Source organism: Nonomuraea sp. B1E8 (assembly GCF_039871515.1).
In the GTDB taxonomy this organism is placed as follows: domain Bacteria; phylum Actinomycetota; class Actinomycetes; order Streptosporangiales; family Streptosporangiaceae; genus Nonomuraea.
The window spans coordinates 337,979-355,956 of record NZ_JBDPLS010000004.1; the positions used below are offsets into that span (position 1 = coordinate 337,979).

17 protein-coding genes are annotated in these 17,978 nt (G+C 73.3%); 11 read left to right on the forward strand and 6 right to left on the reverse strand.

Annotated features, from left to right (window positions below; translation table 11 throughout):
- The first annotated feature begins 12 nt into the window (after positions 1-12).
- On the forward strand, positions 13-927 hold the full coding sequence (locus tag ABGA98_RS16560) for a MerR family transcriptional regulator (RefSeq protein WP_347619185.1): 915 nt from the start codon (positions 13-15) through the stop codon (positions 925-927).
- Here the strand turns inward: ABGA98_RS16560 and ABGA98_RS16565 are convergent.
- Entirely contained in the window at positions 917-2,170 is a 1,254-nt protein-coding gene (locus tag ABGA98_RS16565; protein WP_347619186.1) for an MFS transporter, read from the reverse strand. The genes ABGA98_RS16560 and ABGA98_RS16565 overlap by 11 nt on opposite strands.
- Positions 2,171-2,236: 66 nt before the next feature.
- Here ABGA98_RS16565 and ABGA98_RS16570 point away from each other — a divergent pair, with 66 nt between their 5' ends.
- A complete protein-coding gene (locus ABGA98_RS16570) occupies positions 2,237-3,187 on the forward strand; it encodes a LysR substrate-binding domain-containing protein (protein ID WP_347619459.1) in 951 nt (316 codons plus the stop codon).
- A gap of 153 nt (positions 3,188-3,340) precedes the next feature.
- Here ABGA98_RS16570 and ABGA98_RS16575 read toward each other — a convergent pair whose 3' ends face one another.
- Complete coding sequence (locus ABGA98_RS16575; RefSeq protein WP_347619187.1) at positions 3,341-3,976, reverse strand: class I SAM-dependent methyltransferase; 636 nt, start codon at positions 3,974-3,976, stop codon at positions 3,341-3,343.
- 218 nt (positions 3,977-4,194) lie between these two features.
- On the opposite strand from ABGA98_RS16575, the gene ABGA98_RS16580 reads away from it, so the two are divergent.
- Positions 4,195-5,712, forward strand: coding sequence for an acyl-CoA synthetase (locus ABGA98_RS16580; RefSeq protein ID WP_347619188.1), 1,518 nt, complete (start codon positions 4,195-4,197; stop codon positions 5,710-5,712).
- 44 nt (positions 5,713-5,756) lie between these two features.
- Here ABGA98_RS16580 and ABGA98_RS16585 read toward each other — a convergent pair whose 3' ends face one another.
- From ABGA98_RS16585 to ABGA98_RS16600, 4 genes are all read right to left on the reverse strand, one after another.
- Complete coding sequence (locus ABGA98_RS16585; protein ID WP_347619189.1) at positions 5,757-6,764, reverse strand: hypothetical protein; 1,008 nt, start codon at positions 6,762-6,764, stop codon at positions 5,757-5,759.
- Positions 6,761-7,285 (reverse strand): SigE family RNA polymerase sigma factor, encoded by a 525-nt coding sequence (locus ABGA98_RS16590; protein ID WP_347619460.1) that lies wholly within the window; start codon positions 7,283-7,285, stop codon positions 6,761-6,763. The genes ABGA98_RS16585 and ABGA98_RS16590 overlap by 4 nt, the downstream gene beginning before the upstream one ends.
- A 63-nt stretch (positions 7,286-7,348) precedes the next feature.
- Positions 7,349-8,314 carry an adenylate/guanylate cyclase domain-containing protein gene (locus ABGA98_RS16595; protein ID WP_347619190.1) on the reverse strand — a complete coding sequence of 322 codons (966 nt, stop codon included), beginning with the start codon at positions 8,312-8,314 and terminating at the stop codon, positions 7,349-7,351.
- Between the two features lie 57 nt (positions 8,315-8,371).
- A complete protein-coding gene (locus ABGA98_RS16600) occupies positions 8,372-9,118 on the reverse strand; it encodes a FadR/GntR family transcriptional regulator (protein ID WP_347619191.1) in 747 nt (248 codons plus the stop codon).
- Positions 9,119-9,203: 85 nt separating this feature from the next.
- On the opposite strand from ABGA98_RS16600, the gene ABGA98_RS16605 reads away from it, so the two are divergent.
- Genes ABGA98_RS16605 through ABGA98_RS16640 form a run of 8 tightly spaced genes read left to right on the forward strand, consistent with a single transcriptional unit; the run spans position 9,204 to position 17,831 of the window.
- Positions 9,204-10,697 carry an ABC transporter substrate-binding protein gene (locus ABGA98_RS16605; RefSeq protein ID WP_347619192.1) on the forward strand — a complete coding sequence of 498 codons (1,494 nt, stop codon included), beginning with the start codon at positions 9,204-9,206 and terminating at the stop codon, positions 10,695-10,697.
- Positions 10,694-11,632: an ABC transporter permease gene (locus tag ABGA98_RS16610; protein WP_347619193.1), complete on the forward strand. Its 939-nt coding sequence runs from the start codon at positions 10,694-10,696 to the stop codon at positions 11,630-11,632. The genes ABGA98_RS16605 and ABGA98_RS16610 overlap by 4 nt, the downstream gene beginning before the upstream one ends.
- A gap of 13 nt (positions 11,633-11,645) precedes the next feature.
- Positions 11,646-12,470, forward strand: a complete 825-nt coding sequence (locus tag ABGA98_RS16615) for an ABC transporter permease (protein ID WP_347619194.1) — start codon at positions 11,646-11,648, stop codon at positions 12,468-12,470.
- On the forward strand, positions 12,467-13,387 hold the full coding sequence (locus ABGA98_RS16620; protein WP_347619195.1) for an ABC transporter ATP-binding protein: 921 nt from the start codon (positions 12,467-12,469) through the stop codon (positions 13,385-13,387). Before ABGA98_RS16615 ends, ABGA98_RS16620 begins: the two co-directional genes overlap by 4 nt.
- Positions 13,356-14,156 carry an ATP-binding cassette domain-containing protein gene (locus tag ABGA98_RS16625; RefSeq protein ID WP_347619196.1) on the forward strand — a complete coding sequence of 267 codons (801 nt, stop codon included), beginning with the start codon at positions 13,356-13,358 and terminating at the stop codon, positions 14,154-14,156. Before ABGA98_RS16620 ends, ABGA98_RS16625 begins: the two co-directional genes overlap by 32 nt.
- A complete protein-coding gene (locus ABGA98_RS16630) occupies positions 14,153-15,331 on the forward strand; it encodes a M20 family metallopeptidase (RefSeq protein WP_347619197.1) in 1,179 nt (392 codons plus the stop codon). The genes ABGA98_RS16625 and ABGA98_RS16630 overlap by 4 nt, the downstream gene beginning before the upstream one ends.
- Positions 15,331-16,401: a P1 family peptidase gene (locus ABGA98_RS16635; protein ID WP_347619198.1), complete on the forward strand. Its 1,071-nt coding sequence runs from the start codon at positions 15,331-15,333 to the stop codon at positions 16,399-16,401. Before ABGA98_RS16630 ends, ABGA98_RS16635 begins: the two co-directional genes overlap by 1 nt.
- Positions 16,398-17,831, forward strand: a complete 1,434-nt coding sequence (locus ABGA98_RS16640; RefSeq protein ID WP_347619199.1) for an aldehyde dehydrogenase family protein — start codon at positions 16,398-16,400, stop codon at positions 17,829-17,831. Before ABGA98_RS16635 ends, ABGA98_RS16640 begins: the two co-directional genes overlap by 4 nt.
- Positions 17,832-17,978: the final 147 nt, after the last annotated feature.

Sequence of the window (17,978 nt, forward strand, 5' to 3'; positions counted from 1 at the left end):
GTGGAGGTTCAAGTGGATGTGAGCAACGACACGCTCGGGATCGGCGATCTGGCGGCGCTGACCGGCGTACCGGTGCGGACCATCCGCTTCTACTGCGACGAGGGCATCATCGAGTCGGTGCGCAGTGCCGGGGGCCACCGCAGGTTCGACGGCGCCGCGGTGGAGCGGCTCGGCATGGTCAGGCGGCTGCGCGGGCTCGGCCTGGGGCTGGCCGCCATCGCGCGCGTGCTCGCCGGCGAGCGGTCCGTGGCCGAGGCGGTGGCGGAGCAGCGCGCGGCGCTCGACGTCCAGCTCGCCGGGCTGGCCTGGCGGCGGGCCGCCCTGCGCGCCGTCGAGGAGGCGGGCCCGGCCGAGCGGGCGGCCCGGCTGGATCTGCTGGCCGCGGCCGAGCAGGGCGCCGCCGCCCGCGACGAGCTGGTCGGGTTCTGGCGGCGGCAGATGGTGGCGCCCATCGCCGACGAGATGTTCGCGTCGTTCGTGGCCATGGCCGTTCCCGGCCCGCCCGCCCATCCGACCCCGCCCCAGGTCGTCGCGTACGCGGAGCTGGTCGCCCTGGTCGCCGACCGGTCGCTGACGCGCCTCCTGCGCGCGCGGGCGCTGGAGAACGTGAAGGTGATCCACGACGAGGACGAGCTGATGTACGGCGTCGGCGAGGCGTGCGCGCTGGTCGAGCCGCTCGTGATCGCAGGAGAGGCACCGCGTCCCGGGCCCGAGCTGGACCGGTTCGTGGCGGTGCACGCCACGGTGCGGAGGGTCGGCGACACCCCGGACTTCCGGCGCGAACTGCTGGCGAACGTGGCTCCCGACCGCGACCCGCGCTTCCGCCGTTACTGGCGGCTCGTGAGCGAGGTCAGCGGGGAGAAGGCCACGCTCGGCTCGACCCACCTGTGGCTGGCCGACGCGCTCGAGCGCGCCCTCACCGCCTGACCTGCGGCGCCTGCGCGGTCGGATCGTGCGGCCCGCACGGTCTGACCCGTCGTCCCCTCCCCGCGCCTGACACGAGGACGGCCAGGCCCGCCAGCAGCAGCCAGGCCGACGTCAGGACCACCAGCCAGGTCCAGCCCGCGTGCCCGTAAACGATGCCCCCTGCGGTGCCGCCCACGCCGCTCCCCAGGTAGTAGGCCAGGGTGTACATCCCGGCGGCCCGGCCGCGGGCCCGCGGCGCGGCATCGGCGGTGACCCAGGCGTTCGCGATGGCGTGTGCGGCGAAGAAGCCGGCGGTCAGCACGGCGAAGCCGAGCACGACGAACGGCAGCGCCGGATGGGCGGTCATGACGGCGCCGGCCACCGTGACCATCAGCGCCGTGACGAGGGCGGGCCTACGCCCGAGGCGGGCGGCCACCCGTCCGGCGGCGGCCGACGAGGCGGTGCCCATGGCGTACGCGAGGAAGACCAGGGACGCGGCGGCGGTGCTGAGCGAGATCGGCGGCGCGGACAGGCGGAAGCCGGCGGCGTTGTACAGCGCCACGAACGCGCCCATGCCCAGCGCGCCGACGGCGTAGGCGGCCACCGGCCGCCCCGGCCCCTCACGCGACGGCGCGGATGCCGCGACGTGGGGGTGCCGCGGCCCGTGGCCAGGGGGCGGGGACTGGTCGCGGGGGAGGGCCAGGGCGGTGAACAGCGCGCACAGCAGGGCGACGCTCGCCACGGCGAACAACGCGCCGTGCCAGCCCAGCGGGCCGGCGGCGAAGCCCGCGCCCAGCCGGCCGAGCATCCCGCCCATCGTGTTGCCCGCGATCATCGCGCCCACCGCGCCCGGCAGCCGCGCCGTGCCGAGCCGGTCGGCCAGGTACGCCGCCGCCACCCCGGCGAACCCCGCGACCGCCACCCCCTGGACCGCCCGCATCGCCAGCAGCACGGGGTACGACGGAGCCAGCGGCAGCAGCAGCCCGATCACCGCCGACCCCAGCACCGACCAGAGGATCACCCGCCGCCGCCCCGCCACCCCGGCGAGCCAGGCCAGCGGCAGCACCGTCACGGCGAGCGCGGTCGTGGCCACGCCGATGGCCAGCGACGCGCTCCCCGGATCCAGCCGGAACGCCCCTGCGAGCTGCGGCAGCACCGGCTGCGGCGCGTACAGCAGGGCGAACGACGACACCCCGGCCGCCGCCACGGCCGCGCTGACCCGCCGCGTGCCCGCGGGCAGAGCCTGAGCCTGAGTGACCACCACCCGCGCCACGCTAAGCACGGCACATAGATACGTCCAATGCAGAAACAGGCGATGATTCATACCGTGATGGATGAGTCCGACGAGCAGCTGGCCGCCCGCCTCGCCTCCGACCTCGCGCTGGTCGCGGCGGTCGGCGAGACCGGGCACGTGACCCGCGCGGCCGAGCTGCTCGGCATCCCCCAGCCGACCGCCAGCCGCCGCCTCGCCGCGCTCGCCGACCTGGTCGGCGCGCCGCTCGTGCTCCCCGAGGGCCGCGGCATCCGCCTGACCAGGGCCGGGCGCGTGCTCGCCGCCGCCTCCGCCCGCGCGCTGGGCTCGGTGACCGCGGCCGTCCGTGAGGTGCGCGAGGAGACCGACCCGGGCACGGGCCGCGTCGTCCTCGGCTTCCTGCACCTGCTCGGCCGCACGCTCGTCCCCTCCCTCATCCGCGACTTCCGCGAGCGCCATCCCCGGATCCGGTTCAGCCTGGTGCAGGGCTCGCGGCAGACCATGTTGCGGGCCGCGCGCGAGGGCGAGATCGACCTGGTGTTCCTCGCGCCCATGCCGCTGGACGATCCGGGCCTGGTCAGCAGGCGGCTCGCCGACCAGGAGCTGGTGTTGTCCGTGCCGGGCTCGCACCGGTTCGCGGCCAGGAGGCGGGTGCGGGCCGCCGAGCTGGCGGGGGAGGAACTGGTGACGCTCGAACCCGGGTACGGCCTGCGCCAGATCACCGACGACCTGTGCGCCAGGGCGGGATTCGAACCGCGGATCGTGTTCGAGGGGCAGGAGTCGGAGACCGTGCGCGGGCTCGTGGCGGCGGGGCTGGGGGTGGCGATCCTGCCCCGCTCCGGGCCGCCCGGCTCAGTCGCCGGGGTCATGGAGATCCCCCTGTCGCCGCCGCTGTTCAGGACGATCGGCGTGAGCTGGCCGGCGGGCGAGCGGCTGACCCCCGCGGCGCGGGTGTTCAGGGACCACGTGTGCGCCGGTGTGACGGACCTGGGGCCGGGATTCCGCGGCGAGCAGCCCGGCCCTTCGTGACCGGTGAGGCCGGCGAGGCTCATGGTCCAGACTGGGAGATGGCTGAAGACGGTGATGCGGGCGTGCCGGGCTCGCTGGCGAGGGTGCCGGCCGGGGGGGGGCACGGACCGCCGCCGGGAGGACGGCCTGCGGTCCGCTGATGTCGCGGGTGAGTCACGCGGGCGGCGGGCCGGCCCTCGTGGTGTAGATCGTGACGGCGTACGGGCGGTGAGGCGCCAGGTAGACCTCCTCGGTCAGCCGCGACAGCGCCGCGTCGGCGTCGAGGTAGCGGTGCAGCCGCCCGGCCTCCGGCCATGGGTGCACGGCCACGAGCACCCCGTCGCCGGGCACGAGCAGCCGGCCCAGGCGGGCGCTGGCCAGGCGCAGGCGCTCGTGGCGGCCGAGGTAGTAGAGGGTCTCCGAGCAGAACACGAGGTCGAAGCGCTGCTCGGGCACATGGGTGAGGATGTCGGCCCGGACGAAGCGCACCCGGCCGGCGCCGGGGAGCCGCCGGCGGGCCCGCGTCAGCGCCCGAGCGGAGACGTCGACCCCGACGATCTCGGCCTCGGGATAGGCGGCCGCCAGCGCGCGGGTGAAAGCGCCCTCGCTGCACCCGACCTCGACGATGCGCCGGTACGGCCTGCGCGGCACGTGTTTCAGCGTGGCCTCGTACTTCTGCCGCTCGTAGTCGTCGGTCGACAACTTCCAGGGGTCGGGGACCCGGTGCCGCCAGTCGAAGAAACGGCCGAGGACCATGCCCTGGGCCTGCGGCGGGAGCAGTGACAGGGTGCGGAACAGCGTACGGTGCATGATCTCTGGAATGGGCGGCATGGCGGTGGCGCGGCCTCTCTCGGATGAGACGCGTGAGCGTCTCCGTGAACTGAGATGACGTCGTCACCGAAGCGAGTTCCCGGATGACCACCGTCTATGCCCCGCCACCCGATGCCGGGGCATCGCGCGCGGGCGCAGGAGACGGAGAACGGTTAGGATCACCCGAACATGGTTCTGCGCGACTGAAGGATGTCTCCATGATCCGCCGGCATACCATCGCTGACCTGCTGCGGCGCTCGGCCGCCCGCCACCCCGCCAAGACCGCCGTCGTCTACGGTGATCTGCGCCAGAGTTACGCCGACCTCGATCTGATGGTCAACCGCACGGCGAATGCGCTGGCGGCGCGGGGCGTCGGCAAGGGCGACCGGTTCGCGGTGCTGAGCCACAACAACCACGCGTTCGTGGTCGCGTATTTCGCGCTGGCCCGGCTGGGCGCGATCTCCGTGCCGATCAACTTCATGCTGGGGAGCGACGAGGTCGCGTACATCCTGGAACATTCGGGCGCGACCGGGATGCTGGTGGAGGAGGGGCTGCTGCCGGTGGCCGCCGCGGCGGCGGGCCCGCGGGTCACCGTGCGCGGGGTGGTCGGCGCGGCGGCGGACGGCTGGGAGCCGTTCGCGAGCTGGGCGGCCTGCGACGACGCGTCGGAGCCGCAGGTGGACATCGCCGACGACGACCCGATCCAGCTCATGTACACCAGCGGCACCGAGTCGCGCCCCAAGGGCGCCACGCTGTCGAGCCGCAGCCTGATCTCCCAGTACGTCACGTGCGTGGCCGACGGCGAGATGAGCCCCGACGACGTCGAGGTGCACGCGCTGCCCCTCTACCACTGCGCGCAACTGCACTGTTTCCTCACGCCCGGCATATACCTGGGCGCCACCAACATCATCCTGCCGGGAGCCACCCCCTCGGTGATCCTGGCCACGATCGAGGGCGAGCGCGCGACGAAGCTGTTCTGCCCGCCCACCGTCTGGATCGGCCTCCTCCGCCACCCCGACTTCGGCCGCCGCGACCTGTCGTCGTTGCGCAAGGGCTACTACGGCGCCTCGATCATGCCCGTCGAGGTGCTGAAGGAGATCGCCACCCGCCTGCCCGAGGTGCGCCTGTTCAACTTCTACGGCCAGACGGAGATGGCCCCCGTCGCCACGATCCTCAAGCCCGACGAGCAGCTCACCCGGCTGGGCTCGGCGGGCAGGCCCGCCCTGAACGTCGAGACCAGGATCGTCGACGACGAGGACAGGCCGGTGCCGCCCGGCGTGGTCGGCGAGATCGTGCACCGCAGCCCGCACGCCATGCTCGGCTACTGGAACGACCCCGCCAAGACGGAGGAGGCGTTCCGCGGCGGCTGGTTCCACAGCGGAGACCTGGGCGTCATGGACGCCGACGGCTACCTGTCCGTGGTCGACAGGAAGAAGGACATGATCAAGTCGGGCGGCGAGAACGTGTCGAGCCGCGAGGTGGAGGAGGCCGTCTACCAGCATCCGGAGGTCGCGGAGGCGGCCGTGTTCGGCGTGCGGGACGAGCGGTGGATCGAGGCGGTGACGGCCGCCGTGGTGCTGCGCGAGGGCGCCGCGGTGACGGCCGACGAGCTGATCGCGTTCCTGCGGGAGCGGCTGGCCGCCTTCAAGACCCCGAAGCGGGTGGTGTTCGTGGACACCCTCCCCAAGAACGCCTCGGGGAAGGTGCTCAAGCGGGAACTGCGCGACAGGTTCTGACCGGCCGCCGCCGGCGGCCGGTCATCGGTGCACGCCCGGGGCGGTCACTTCACGTACGCCGCCACCGACCAGCGGACCGGCCGGTTGGTGGCCTCACCCCACAGGCTCACCTTCCCGGTGATCGTCACCTTCTCGCCCTTGGGCACGGTGTGCTGGCCCATCGCCAGCGGGAAGGGGCCGCTCTTCCAGGTGCCGCAGTCCGCGGTCGAGCCGGTGTCCTCGCCGTTGATCCGGTAGGTGAACCACATGCGACGGGCCAGGTCGCCCGTGCAGAGCTGTTCCAGGCCCAGCTTCCCGCCGGGGCTCCTGACCACCAGCTCGAACGAGCGCTCCTTCGTCCACGTGCCGCCCGTCCTGGCGGCAAGTCTCATACCGGCCAGCTTGGCAGGCGGGGAGCGCAGCTCGCCGGGCTCGACCGGCTCGGCGGGCGGCGTCCACTCGTAGACGGCCAGGCTCCAGGCGGCCCAGTGCGGCTTGAGCGGCTCGCACTTCCCGCCCTTCTTCTCGCGTACGCAGCCGTACCCGGTTATTTCGGTGTCGAAGGCGACGGTGACCTCCGTGGCGCCGTCCGGTACGACCAGCGGTCTGAGCTCCATGTCCTTCCCGCACCTCAGGGAGCCGGCCCGGTGGGGCCTGCCGTTCACGGTGATGTGCGGCGGCTGGCTCCCGGGCCTGCCCTGGCACAACCCGGCCAGGTCCAGCGGCTTTCCGGTGACGGGGACGGTGACCGACGTCTTCTCACCGCCCTTGGCCGCCAGCTCGGCCGTGGCCACCCGCCGGTACTCGGTGCCGTCGCCGGAGGTGAACGTCTCGGGCAGCTCGGCCGCGGGCCTGGCCGCCGCGGTGATCTCCCGGGCGGGGGGCTCGGCCGCGCCGGGGATGAGGGAGACGCCGGCGAGCACGGCCGCCGCCACCGCCGCGCCCGCCATCGCGCTCCGGCGGACGCGGGTCCTGCGGATGCGTGTGCGGATCTGGTCGTGCCGGTGCGGGTTCGGGGGCGCCGGGGCCTCGGCCCGTTCCCGCAGGACGTCACGCAGGTCGTGCGCGCTCATCGGTGCAGCTCCTTCACGATCGATTCGTCCACTCGCAGCTTGGCCAGCGCCTTGGCGCACTGGCTCTTGACCGTGCCCTCCTGGCAGCCGAGGATCCTGGCCACCTCGGCCACCGGCAGGTCCTCGTAGAACCGGAGCACGACCACCGCGCGCTGCCGGGCGGGCAGGCGGCCGACCGCCTGCCACAGCTCCTCCCGCTCGCCGCCGGGAGGATCGTGCGCCACGGCGTGGGGCAGGTCGTCGCTGGGCAGCTCCCTGCGCCACCTGCGCCGCCACCAGGACGTGTACGTGGTCACCAGGACCCTGCGCACGTACGCCTCGGGCTCGTCGATGCCCGGCCAGGCGAACCAGGCCTTGGCCAGTGACTCCTGCAGCAGGTCCTCGGCGACTCCCCAGTCGCGGGTCAGCAGGTACGCGGTGCGCAGCAGCCGGTCGGACCTGGTCGCCACAAAGTCATGAAATATCGCCCTATCCGCCAACGTGAGTTGCCTCCTCGAAGCTTGCTGACGGTAGTGACGCATCGAGCGCGACGCCAGGTTGCCCGCGCCGTGGAGAACCGGCGCCACCGGGCGGGGGAACCGGCGTCAGGGGGTCTCGGCGCGCGTGACCGTGAACGGCACCAGCTCGCCCAGCCCGCGTACCGACAGCCGGTCGACCGCCCGCAGCCGGAACTCCCGGTCGCCCTCGAGCTCCTCCGCCAGCTGCGGATCGGCCAGGATCGTGCCGGGCAACGACAGCGCGGTGAGCCGGCTGGCCAGGTTGACCGTGGTGCCGAACACGTCGCCCATGCGCCACATCACCGGCCCTGCCGCCAGCCCCACCCGCAGCTCCGGCATGTCCTTGCCGCGCGCGTGCGTCTCCACCAGCCGTACCGCGATGTCCGCCGCCACGTGCGCCTCGTCGGCCACGAACAACACCGAGTCGCCCAGCGTCTTGACCACCCGCCCGCCGGACGAGGTCACGATGTCGGCCGAGCGCCCCTCGAACCTGTCGACCAGCCGGGCCAGCTGGCCGAGGGTGATCTGCCGGCTCAGCCGGGTGAACGCGACCAGGTCGGCGAACCCGACGGACAGCCGCACGGCGCTCATGTCCTGGCCCGCGATGCGCCCCGCGGCGGCGGCGAGCTGGCGTTGCCAGGCGTAGACCAGCAGCCGCGCCAGGTCGGGCACCACGAGTTCGGCCCGCCTGCGCCACGCCCGCGACCGCTCCTCCAGCGGCACGCCCGCCTGGTCGAGCGACTCCACGCCCACCTCGGCCTGCGACTCGGCCAGCCTGGTGGTGGCCCGGCCGATGGAGCGGGCGATCAGCAGCATGTGCTCCTCGTCGTAGGCGCCGGAGCCGACCATGCGCAACATCGTCCTGAGCGCCTCGACGTCGGAGTCGGTGAACTCGACCGCGTCGTCGGCCACGTTGGGGAACCCGAGGGCGCGCCAGAGCCGCCGCGCGCGGTAGACCGGCACCCCCGCCATGTCGGCGACCTGGTGGCTGGTGTAGCGGCGCGGCTCGCGCAGGAACGCCTCGCGCAACGCGTCCCCATCATCGAGCGGCACGTGGGCAAGATAACATTCGGAGCCCCGGGTCAGGTGACCAGTGCGGAGTCAGCGCGATCACTCCAGCAGGGCTCGCAGGGCCGGACGCTCACCGTCCGGCACGTAGTCCGCGTAATAGTCGTACATCGCCTTGCGGGTCAGCCGGGCGGCCAGCGGCCCGTCGCCCGCGCGCACGGCGGCCAGCACCTCCTCGTGGTGCTTGATCGTCTGCCGCATCAGCGCCGGCCGGTCGGGGGCGGCGGCGAGCTTCTCCGAGATCAGCCCGAGCACGATCGAGCGGACGACGTCGGTGCAGATCTGGATCAGCTTGTTGCCGCTGGCCCGCGCCACCACGTCGTGGAAGGAGACGTCCTCGGCCACGAACGCGTCGTGGTCCGTCGCGGCGCGCATGCGCGCGACGGCCGCCCCCATCTCGTCGAGTTGCTCCTCGGTGCGCAGCCGGGCGGCCAGCAGGCTGGCCGACGAGTCGAGCACCATCCTGAACTGCACCAGCTCGGCCAGCGACAGCTCCGCCACCCTGGCCAGCGTGGTCATCGACTTGTGCAGGGCGGCGGGCGTGAACGGCAGCACCTCCGCCCCGTGGGGATCGCCGGGACGTGACCGGACCAGGCCGCGCGCCTGCAGCACCCGCAGTGCCTCGCGCACGGTGGACCGGCTGACCGAGAACTGTGCCATCAGGTCGCGTTCGCTGGGCAGCCGCTCGCCGGGGCTGAGCACGCCGCTCTCGATGGCCTCCTCGACCTGCTCCACGACCCGCTCGTAGGCGCGGACGGCACGCACCGGCTCGAACCGCGGACCACCCATGCAATCCCCCTTGACCCGAGCCGCCGACGACTGGCAATGTGCAGCCTACTGGTCCGACCAGTGCACTAGCCAGGAGGCTGAAGACATGAGGCGCATCGGCATCTGGATCGCCGTCGGCGGTCTCCTGCTGGCCACGGCCGCCTGCGGCGGCGGCGACGGCGGTGAATCCGCGTCCGGCACCCCCGAGGCACAGTCGCTGGCCGTCGGGTTCGTGGCCGAGCCGGCCAACCTCGACTTCACCTCCACCGAGGGCGCCGCGATCCCGCAGGCGCTGCTCGTCAACGTCTACGAGGGCCTGGTCAAGCTCGACCAGGCAGGCGAGATCGTGCCGCTGCTGGCCGAGAAGTGGGAGGTCTCCGACGACCGGAAGACCTACACCTTCACGCTCCGCGAGAACGTGACGTTCTCCAGCGGTGCGCCCTTCACCGCCGACGACGTGGTGTTCTCGCTCGACCGGGTGAAGTCCGACTGGAAGCTCAAGATCAAGTCGCAGCTCGACGTCGTCGACAAGGTGGAGAAGAAGGACGACTCCACCGCCGTGGTCACGCTCAAGCAGCCGAGCAACGGCTTCCTCTACTCCATGGCCACCAGGCTGGGCGCGATGTTCAGCCGCACGGGAGTGTCCGACCTGGCCGGTAAGCCCGTCGGCACCGGCCCGTACGTGCTCGGCTCGTGGCGGCGCGGCGACTCGATCAAGCTCGACGCCAACCCCTCCTACTGGGGTACGAAGCCGCCGCTGTCGTCGATCACGCTGAAATACTTCAAGGACGCGACGGCGATGAACAACGCGCTGCTCACCGGGGGCATCGACGTCATCTCCAGCGTGCAGGCGCCCGAGTCGCTGCAGCAGTTCGCCGACCCCGGCCGCTTCGAGGTCATCGAGGGCACCACCAACGGCGAGGTCGTGTTGTCGATGAACAACGGCCGCCCGCCGTTCAACGACAAGAAGGCCAGGCAGGCCGTCCGGCACGCCATCGACCACAAGGCGCTGCTCGACACCGCCTGGGCCGGGCGCGGCGGGCTGATCGGCTCGATGGTGCCGCCCACCGATCCCTGGTACGAGGACCGCACCGGCGACTACCCGTACGACCCGGCCAAGGCCAAGCAGCTGCTCGGCGGCAAGACGTACAACGTCAAGATGCGCATCCCCAACCTGCCGTACGCGGTGGCGAGCGCGCAGGTCGTCAAGTCGCAGCTGGCCCAGGTGGGCATCACGGCCGAGATCGAGCCGCTGGAGTTCCCCGCCCGCTGGCTGGACCAGGTGTTCACGAAGGGCGACTACGACCTGTCGATCATCAACCACGTCGAACCCCGAGACATGGGGATTTTCGCCGATAAGTCTTATTACTTCGGTTACGACAATCCCGAGTTCGGCAAGCTCCTCGCCTCCGCCGACCAGGGCACCGAGCAGGAGCAGGCCGACGACCTCAAGCAGGCCGCCAAGCTCCTGTCCGACGACGCCGCCGCCGACTGGCTCTTCCTCTTCCCCAACCTGATCGTGGCGAAGAAGGGCGTCACCGGCCTGCCGAAGAACGCCATCTCGGAGTCCTTCGACTTCACCGCACTCTCCAAGCAGTGACCCTTTACCTGCTCAAACGCCTGGCGGTGCTGCTCGCCAGCACCGCCGTGGCCGCTGTCGCGGTGTTCGCGTTCATGGCGCTGCTGCCCGGTGACCCGGCCGAGATCGCGCTCGGCGTCAACGCTACGCCCGAGGCGGTGGCCGCGCTGCGCGAGCAGTTCGGCACCGACCGGCCGCCCGTCGCGCAGTTCCTCGACTGGTCCGGAGGTCTCCTCCAGGGCGACTTCGGCACCTCCTACGTGACCAGCTCGCCCATCGGGCCGCAGATCGGCGACCGGCTCGGCGTGACGGCCGTGCTCGTGCTCGGCGGCATGGCCGTGGCGCTGGCCGTCGCGGTGCCGCTGGGCACGTACGCCGCCGTGCACCACCGCGACCCGCTCGGCGCGGCGATCAGCGCGGCCAGCCAGGTCGGCATCGCGATCCCGGCGTTCCTGGCCGGCATCCTGCTGGTGTTCGTGTTCGCGGTGCAGGCCCAGGTGCTGCCGTCCGGCGGCTACGTGCCCTTCGCGGAGGACCCGGGGGAGTGGCTGCGCGGCCTCCTGCTGCCGTGGGCGTCGCTCGGGCTCGTCCAGGGCGCGGTGCTCACCCGCTACGTGCGCAGCGCCGTGCTCGACGTCATGAGGGAGGACTACCTGCGCACCGCCCGCGCCAAGGGCCGCGGCAGCACCGGCGCGCTGTGGCGCCACGGGCTGCGCAACGCCTCCGTCCCCGTGGTCACCGTGCTCGGCCTGCAACTGGCCACGCTGCTGATCGGCGCGGTCGTGGTCGAGCGGGTCTTCGTCATCCCCGGGCTCGGCGACCTGCTGCTGAACGGCGTCGCAGGGCGCGACCTGCTGCTCGTCCAGGGTGTCGTGATGGTGCTGGTGGCGGCCGTCCTGCTGATCAACTTCGTGGTGGACGTCGCCTACCACCTGCTCGACCCGAGGCTGCGGTGAACCGGAGGGTGCGATGAGGGGCAGGACGAACGCCGGGCTGGTCGCCGGCGGCGTGCTCGTCGGGCTCGTGGTGCTGGCGGCCGTGGCGTCGTTCTTCTGGACGCCGCACGACCCGACGCTCGTCGACGCCGCGCAGAAGCTGCGCGAGCCGGGCGGCGGCTACCCGCTCGGCGCCGACAAGTTCGGCCGCGACACCTTCAGCCAGCTCATGGTCGGCGCGCGCACCACTCTTTACGTCGGCATCGTGGCCGTCGGCATCGCCGCCGCGCTCGGCGTCCCGCTCGGCATGATCGCCGGGATGACGCCGCGCGGCTGGCTCTCCGAGCTGATCATGCGGGTCAACGACCTGGTGTTCGCCTTCCCCGCGCTGCTGCTCGCCGTCATGTTCGGCGCGGTCTACGGTGCCGGCACGCTCACCGCCATGATCGCGATCGGGGTGGCCACCGTGCCCGCGTTCGCCCGGGTGGCCCGCGCCGCCACCCTGCAGGTCATGGTGACCGACTACGTCATGGCCGCCAGGGCCGCGGGGCGCCGGCGGCCCGCCATCGCCGTGCGGCACGTGCTGCCGAACATCGGCTCCATGCTGATCGTGCAGGCGTCGGTGTCGTTCGCGATCGCGATCCTGGCCGAGGCGGCGCTGTCGTTCCTCGGCTTCGGCACCCGCCCGCCCACGCCTTCGTGGGGCCGGATGTTGCAGGAGTCGCAGGAGTTGTTGTTCTCCACCCCGCGCCTGGCGCTCTGGCCGGGCCTGGCGATCGCGCTGGCGGTGCTCGGCTTCAACCTCCTCGGCGACGGCCTGCGCGACTATCTGGACCCGAAGCTCAGGAGGATCCGGTGAGCACGCTGAGGGTCGAGAAGCTGACCGTCAGGGCCGAATCGCTGGAGCTCGTCCGCGAGGTCTCGTTCACGATCGCGCCCGGCGAGCGGGTCGGCCTCATCGGCGAGTCGGGGTCGGGCAAGTCGCTGACCGCGCTGTCGCTCATGGGCCTGCTCCCCGAGGACGTCACCGCCTCGGGCACCGCCCGGCTGGGCGATCGCGACCTGGTCGGCGTGCCGGAGAGCCGGGTCAAGGACCTGCGCGGGCGCGAGGTGTCCATGGTCTTCCAGGAGCCCATGACCGCGCTCAACCCGCTCATGCGCGTCGGCGCCCAGGTGGCCGAGGTCATGACGCTGCACGGCACGCCGCGTCACGAGGCCCGCGAACGCGCCGTCGCGATGCTGGAACGCGTACGCCTACCCGAACCGGGCCAGGTCGCCCGCGCCTACCCCCACCAGCTCTCCGGCGGCCAGCGGCAGCGCGTCATGCTCGCCATCGCCCTCGCCAACGGACCAGGCCTGCTCATCTGCGACGAGCCCACCACCGCGCTCGACGTCACCGTGCAGAAGCAGATGCTCGAGCTGATCGCCGAGGTCGCGCCCGCGCTGCTGTTCATCACCCACGACCTCGCCGTCGTCGCCTCCGTCTGCGAGCGGGTCCTCGTCATGTACGGCGGCCGCGTCGTCGAGAGCGGCCCCATCCGCGAGGTCTTCACCCGCCCCCGCCACCGCTACACCGAAGGGCTGCTGGCCGCCTCCAAGCTCACCCCGCGCGGCACCCGGCTGCCCACCATCCAGGGCAGCGTCCCGCCGGCGGGACGGTTCCCCGGCGGCTGCGTGTTCAGGAACCGCTGCCCGCACGCCACCCCCGCGTGCGAGACGGCGCCGGCGCTGACAGGAGACGGACATGCCTTCGCATGCTGGCACCCCGCTGATTGAGGCGAGCGGCCTCAACCGCGTCTACCACCGGCCCCGCACCTCGCTCACCAGGCCGGGCGCCGCCGTCCACGCGCTGCGCGACGTGTCGCTGACCGTCCGGCGCGGGGAGCGGTTCGGCATCGTCGGCGAGTCCGGGTCGGGCAAGTCCACGCTCCTGCGCCTGCTGTGCGCGCTCGACCGGCCCACCAGCGGCTCCATCCGCTTCGACGGGCAGGAGATCGCCGGCCTGCCGGAGAAACGGCTGCGGTTCCTGCGCGAGAACCTCCAGATCGTCTTCCAGGACCCGATGAGCTCGCTCGACCCCCGCATGCGCGTACGCGACCTCGTCGCCGAGCCGCTCGTCGCCCTCGGCCTGCCGGCCGGCGACCGCGTGAGCGAACTGCTGGCCGAGGTCGGGCTGCCGCCCGAGGCCGCCGGCCGTTACCCGCACCAGTTCTCCGGCGGGCAGCGGCAGCGCATCGCGATCGCCCGCGCGCTCGCGCCCCGGCCGAAGGTGCTGGTCGCCGACGAGCCGGTGAGCGCCCTGGACGTGTCCGTACGCGGGCAGATCCTCAACCTGCTGGCCGACCTCGTCGACGAACTGGGCCTGACGCTCGTCTTCGTCTCGCACGACCTGTCCGTGGTGCGGCACGTGTGCGAGACGGTCGCGGTCATGAGCGAGGGCGAGATCGTGGAGACCGGGCCCGTGGACGACGTCTGGGAGGCGCCCGCCCACCCGTACACGCAGGAGTTGCTGCGGGCCGTACCGACATTGGAGGGTTTGTGGTGATCGAGGTCGACGCCGACGGCGTGGTGGAGTTCACGCAGGCGCTGGTGCGGATCCCCAGCACCAACGACCCGGCGCGCGGCCGCGACGAGCGGCCCGCCGCCGAACTCGTCGCGGCGAAGATGCGCGAGTGGGGCTGGGAGCCGGTCGTGTACGAGGCCGCGCCGGGACGGCCCAACGTCGTGGCGGTCGTCGAGGGCGGCGGCGGCGACGGGCCGACCCTGATGTTCGAGGGCCACACCGACGTGGTGACCGAGGGCGACCTGTCCACCTGGACCGTCGACCCGTTCGGCGGCGAGATCCGCGACGGGCGGTTGTGGGGCCGCGGCAGCGCCGACATGAAGTCCGGCCTCGCGGCCACCCTCTACGCCACCCGCGCCCTGCAGCTCGCTGGACCGTTCCCCGGCCGGATCAAGGTGTGCGCGCTCGCCGACGAGGAAGGGCTCATGATCGGCGCGCACCACTTCGTCGCCGAAGGGCTGGCGGCCGACGTGGACGGCGCGATCGTCGCCGAGCCCGAGGCGGGCGAGATCTGCGCCGTCGCCAAGGGCGCGCTGCGCCTGCGCGTCGACCTCACCGGCAGGATGGCCCACGGCGCGATGCCGCAGCACGGCCGCAACCCCATCCAGGCCGTGGGCGAGCTCCTCGCCGGCCTGCGGTCCCTGCAGGACGAGCTCCAGGCGCTGCACCCGGCGCACGAGCACCTCGGCGAGGTGTACGTGACGCCGACCGTGGTGCGGGCCGGGTCCGAGGAGCAGGTCAACGTCATCCCCGCGCTCGCCTCCGTCTTCGTCGACGTGCGGACCGTCCCCGGCGTCGAGCACAAGGCCATCGCCGACCGGGTGGCTGCCCTTGCCTCCCGCGACGGGATCATCGCCGAGGTGTCGACGCTGGTGGACCGGCCGCCGGTGGACGTGCCCGTCTCCGACCCGGTCGTCGCGGCGCTGGCCGCCGCGCACCGCACCGTGACCGGGCGGGAACCCGTGTACGGCGGCGTGCCCGGCTCGACCGACGGGACCGTGCTGACCCACTGGGGCGGCATCCCCTCCGTCGTGTACGGGCCGGGCGGCAAGTGGATCGCGCACCAGGCGGACGAGTTCGTCGAGGTCGCCGAGATCGTCCAGTGCGCCAAGGTGTTCGCCGAGGCCGCCCGCCGGTTCCTGACCGGAGACCACTGATGCGCTCGGGCCCCGCCAACGCGCTGGTGGACGTCCCCGGCCTGCGCGTCGGCCACGCGCAGCGGGTCGGCGGCGGTCACCGCACCGGCACCACCGTGGTCGTGGCGCCCGCCGGGGGCGCGGTGGCCGGGGTCGACGTGCGCGGGGCCGCGCCCGGCACCCGGGAGACGGAGCTGCTCGACCCGCGCAACCTGGTGGAACGCGTGCACGCCGTGGTGCTGTCCGGCGGGAGCGCGTTCGGGCTCGGGGCGGCGTGCGGGGTGGTGGACCGGCTCGCCGACGCGGGCGCCGGCTATCCCGTGGCGGGCGGCGCCGTACCGATCGTGCCGGCGGCCGTCATCTTCGACCTCGGGCGGGGTGGCACGTTCCGCGCCGTCCCTGACGCCGCGCTGGGCGCCGCCGCCTACGACGCCGCGTCCGCCGCAGAGTTCCCGGCCCCCGGCGGACCGCCTCTGGTGACCCAGGACGGCGGGGTGTCGTGCACGACGGCGCCGGCGACGGCGAACGGGTCGGTCGGGGCCGGAACCGGCGCGGTGGCGGGCGGGCTGGCCGGAGGCGTGGGGACGGCCAGCGCCGTGCTCCCCGACGGCACGACGGTGGCCGCCCTGGCCGTCGTGAACGCCGCGGGCTCCGTGCTCGACCCCGCCGACGCCACCCTCTCCGGCGCCAGGTACGGCCTGCCCGGGGAGTTCGCCTTGGAGGCGCCCACGCCGGAGGAGGCCGCGGCCTGGCGTCCGGAGCAGGCTCCGTCGTTCAACACCACCATCGGCGTGGTGGCCACCGACCTCACTCTCACCAAGGCCCAGTGCGGCAAGCTGGCCGCGGTCGCCCACGACGGCCTGGCCAGGGCGATCAGGCCCGCCCACACCATGACCGACGGCGACACCATCTTCGCCCTGGCCACCTGCGCCCGCCCCGCCCCCGACCACGACGTGCTCCAGGACGCCCTGGCGGCGGCGGCCGACGTGTTCAGCCGCGCCGTGGCGCACGCCGTGCTGGCCGCGACCGGCCGCGAGGGCGCGCCCGCGTACCTCGACGTGTTTCCCAGCGCCCTACGGAAAGAGCCATGAGCATCGAGCAAGCCTGGCCCGCCGGACTGCCCATCGGCGACGGATGGACGGAGACCGCGGCCACCACCGACGTGATCTTCCCCTACGACGGCACCCGGGTCGCCGCGGCCCCGCTGGGCACGCCGGCGCACGCGCGGCAGGCCCTCGACGCGGCGCTGGCCTCCGCTCCCGCCATGGCGGGGCTGCCCTCGCACGCCCGGCGGGCCGCCCTCACGCACGCCCACGACGCGCTGGAGGCGGCCCGCGAGGAGTTCGAGCGACTCCTGGTGCTGGAGACCGGCAAACCGCTGGCCGACTGCAAGGTCGAGGTCGCGAGGACGCTGGTCACCCTGGCCACGGCGGCCGAGGAGGTCGCCAGGCTGCACGGGGAGACCGTGCCGCTCGACCTGATGCCGTCGGGGGAGGGCCTGATCGGGTTCTGGACCCGCCGGCCGATCGGCGTCGTCGTCGGCATCACCGGCTTCAACTACCCGCTGCTCCTGGCCGCGCACAAGATCGCCCCGGCCGTGGCGGCCGGCTGTCCCGTGATCGTCAAGCCGGCGCCCGCGACCCCGCTGGCCACGCTCTGGCTGGTCCACCTGCTGCGCTCGGCCGGCGCGCTGCCCCCGGCCGCCGTGCAGCTCGTCACCGGGGACGTCGAGGTCGGCAGGACACTGGTGGAGGACCGGCGGATCGGCGCGGTCTCGTTCACCGGCTCGGCCGCGGCGGGCCACGCCATCGCGCGCGGCGCCGCCCCCACCAAGGTGCTGCTGGAGCTCGGCTCGAACGCGGCGCTCGTGGTGGCGGCCGACGCCGACCTGGAGGCCGCCGCCGACGCGGTCGTGCGCGGCGGCTACTACGCCTCCGGCCAGGCGTGCATCTCGGTGCAGCGGGTGCTGGTCGAGGAGCCCGTACGCGACCGGTTCGTCACCCTGCTGGCCGAGCGCGTCAAGAGCGTCACCGTCGGCGACCCGCGCCTGCCGGGCACCCGCGTCGCCCCGCTCATCGACGAGGCGGCCACCGACCGCGTGCTCGCGTGGATCTCCGCCTCGGGAGCGCGGCCGATCATCGGCGGGCACCGCGTCGGACGTGCCCTGGCGCCCACCGTGCTCGCCGACGTCCCCGACGGCGCCGACGCCTGGGACGAGGAGATCTTCGGTCCCGTGGTGTGCGTGCGCTCGGTGCCCGACCTCGACGCCGCCTTCGCCGCGGTCAACGCCTCACGGTACGGCCTGCACGCCGCGGTCCACACCCGGTCGCTGGCCACGGCCTTCGCGGCCATCGAGCGGATCGAGGCCGGGGGAGTGGTGGTCAACGACGTGCCCGGCTTCAGGGCGGACAACATGCCGTACGGCGGCGTGAAGGACTCGGGCGCCGGCCGCGAGGGCCCGCGGTTCGCCATCGAGGAGCTGACCGTCACCAGGATGGCCATCATCCGGCCACAGGTGTGACGCGCCGGCCCCGCCTCCGGTAGGCGGCGAAGGCGGCGCCGCACGGGAGCGCCGGCAGCGCCGCCAGTGGCGTGCCGGAGGCTACCTGCTCAGGGACACCCCGCCGCACGAGCTGGTGGCCGCCATCCCGAAACCGGCCCGAGCGCC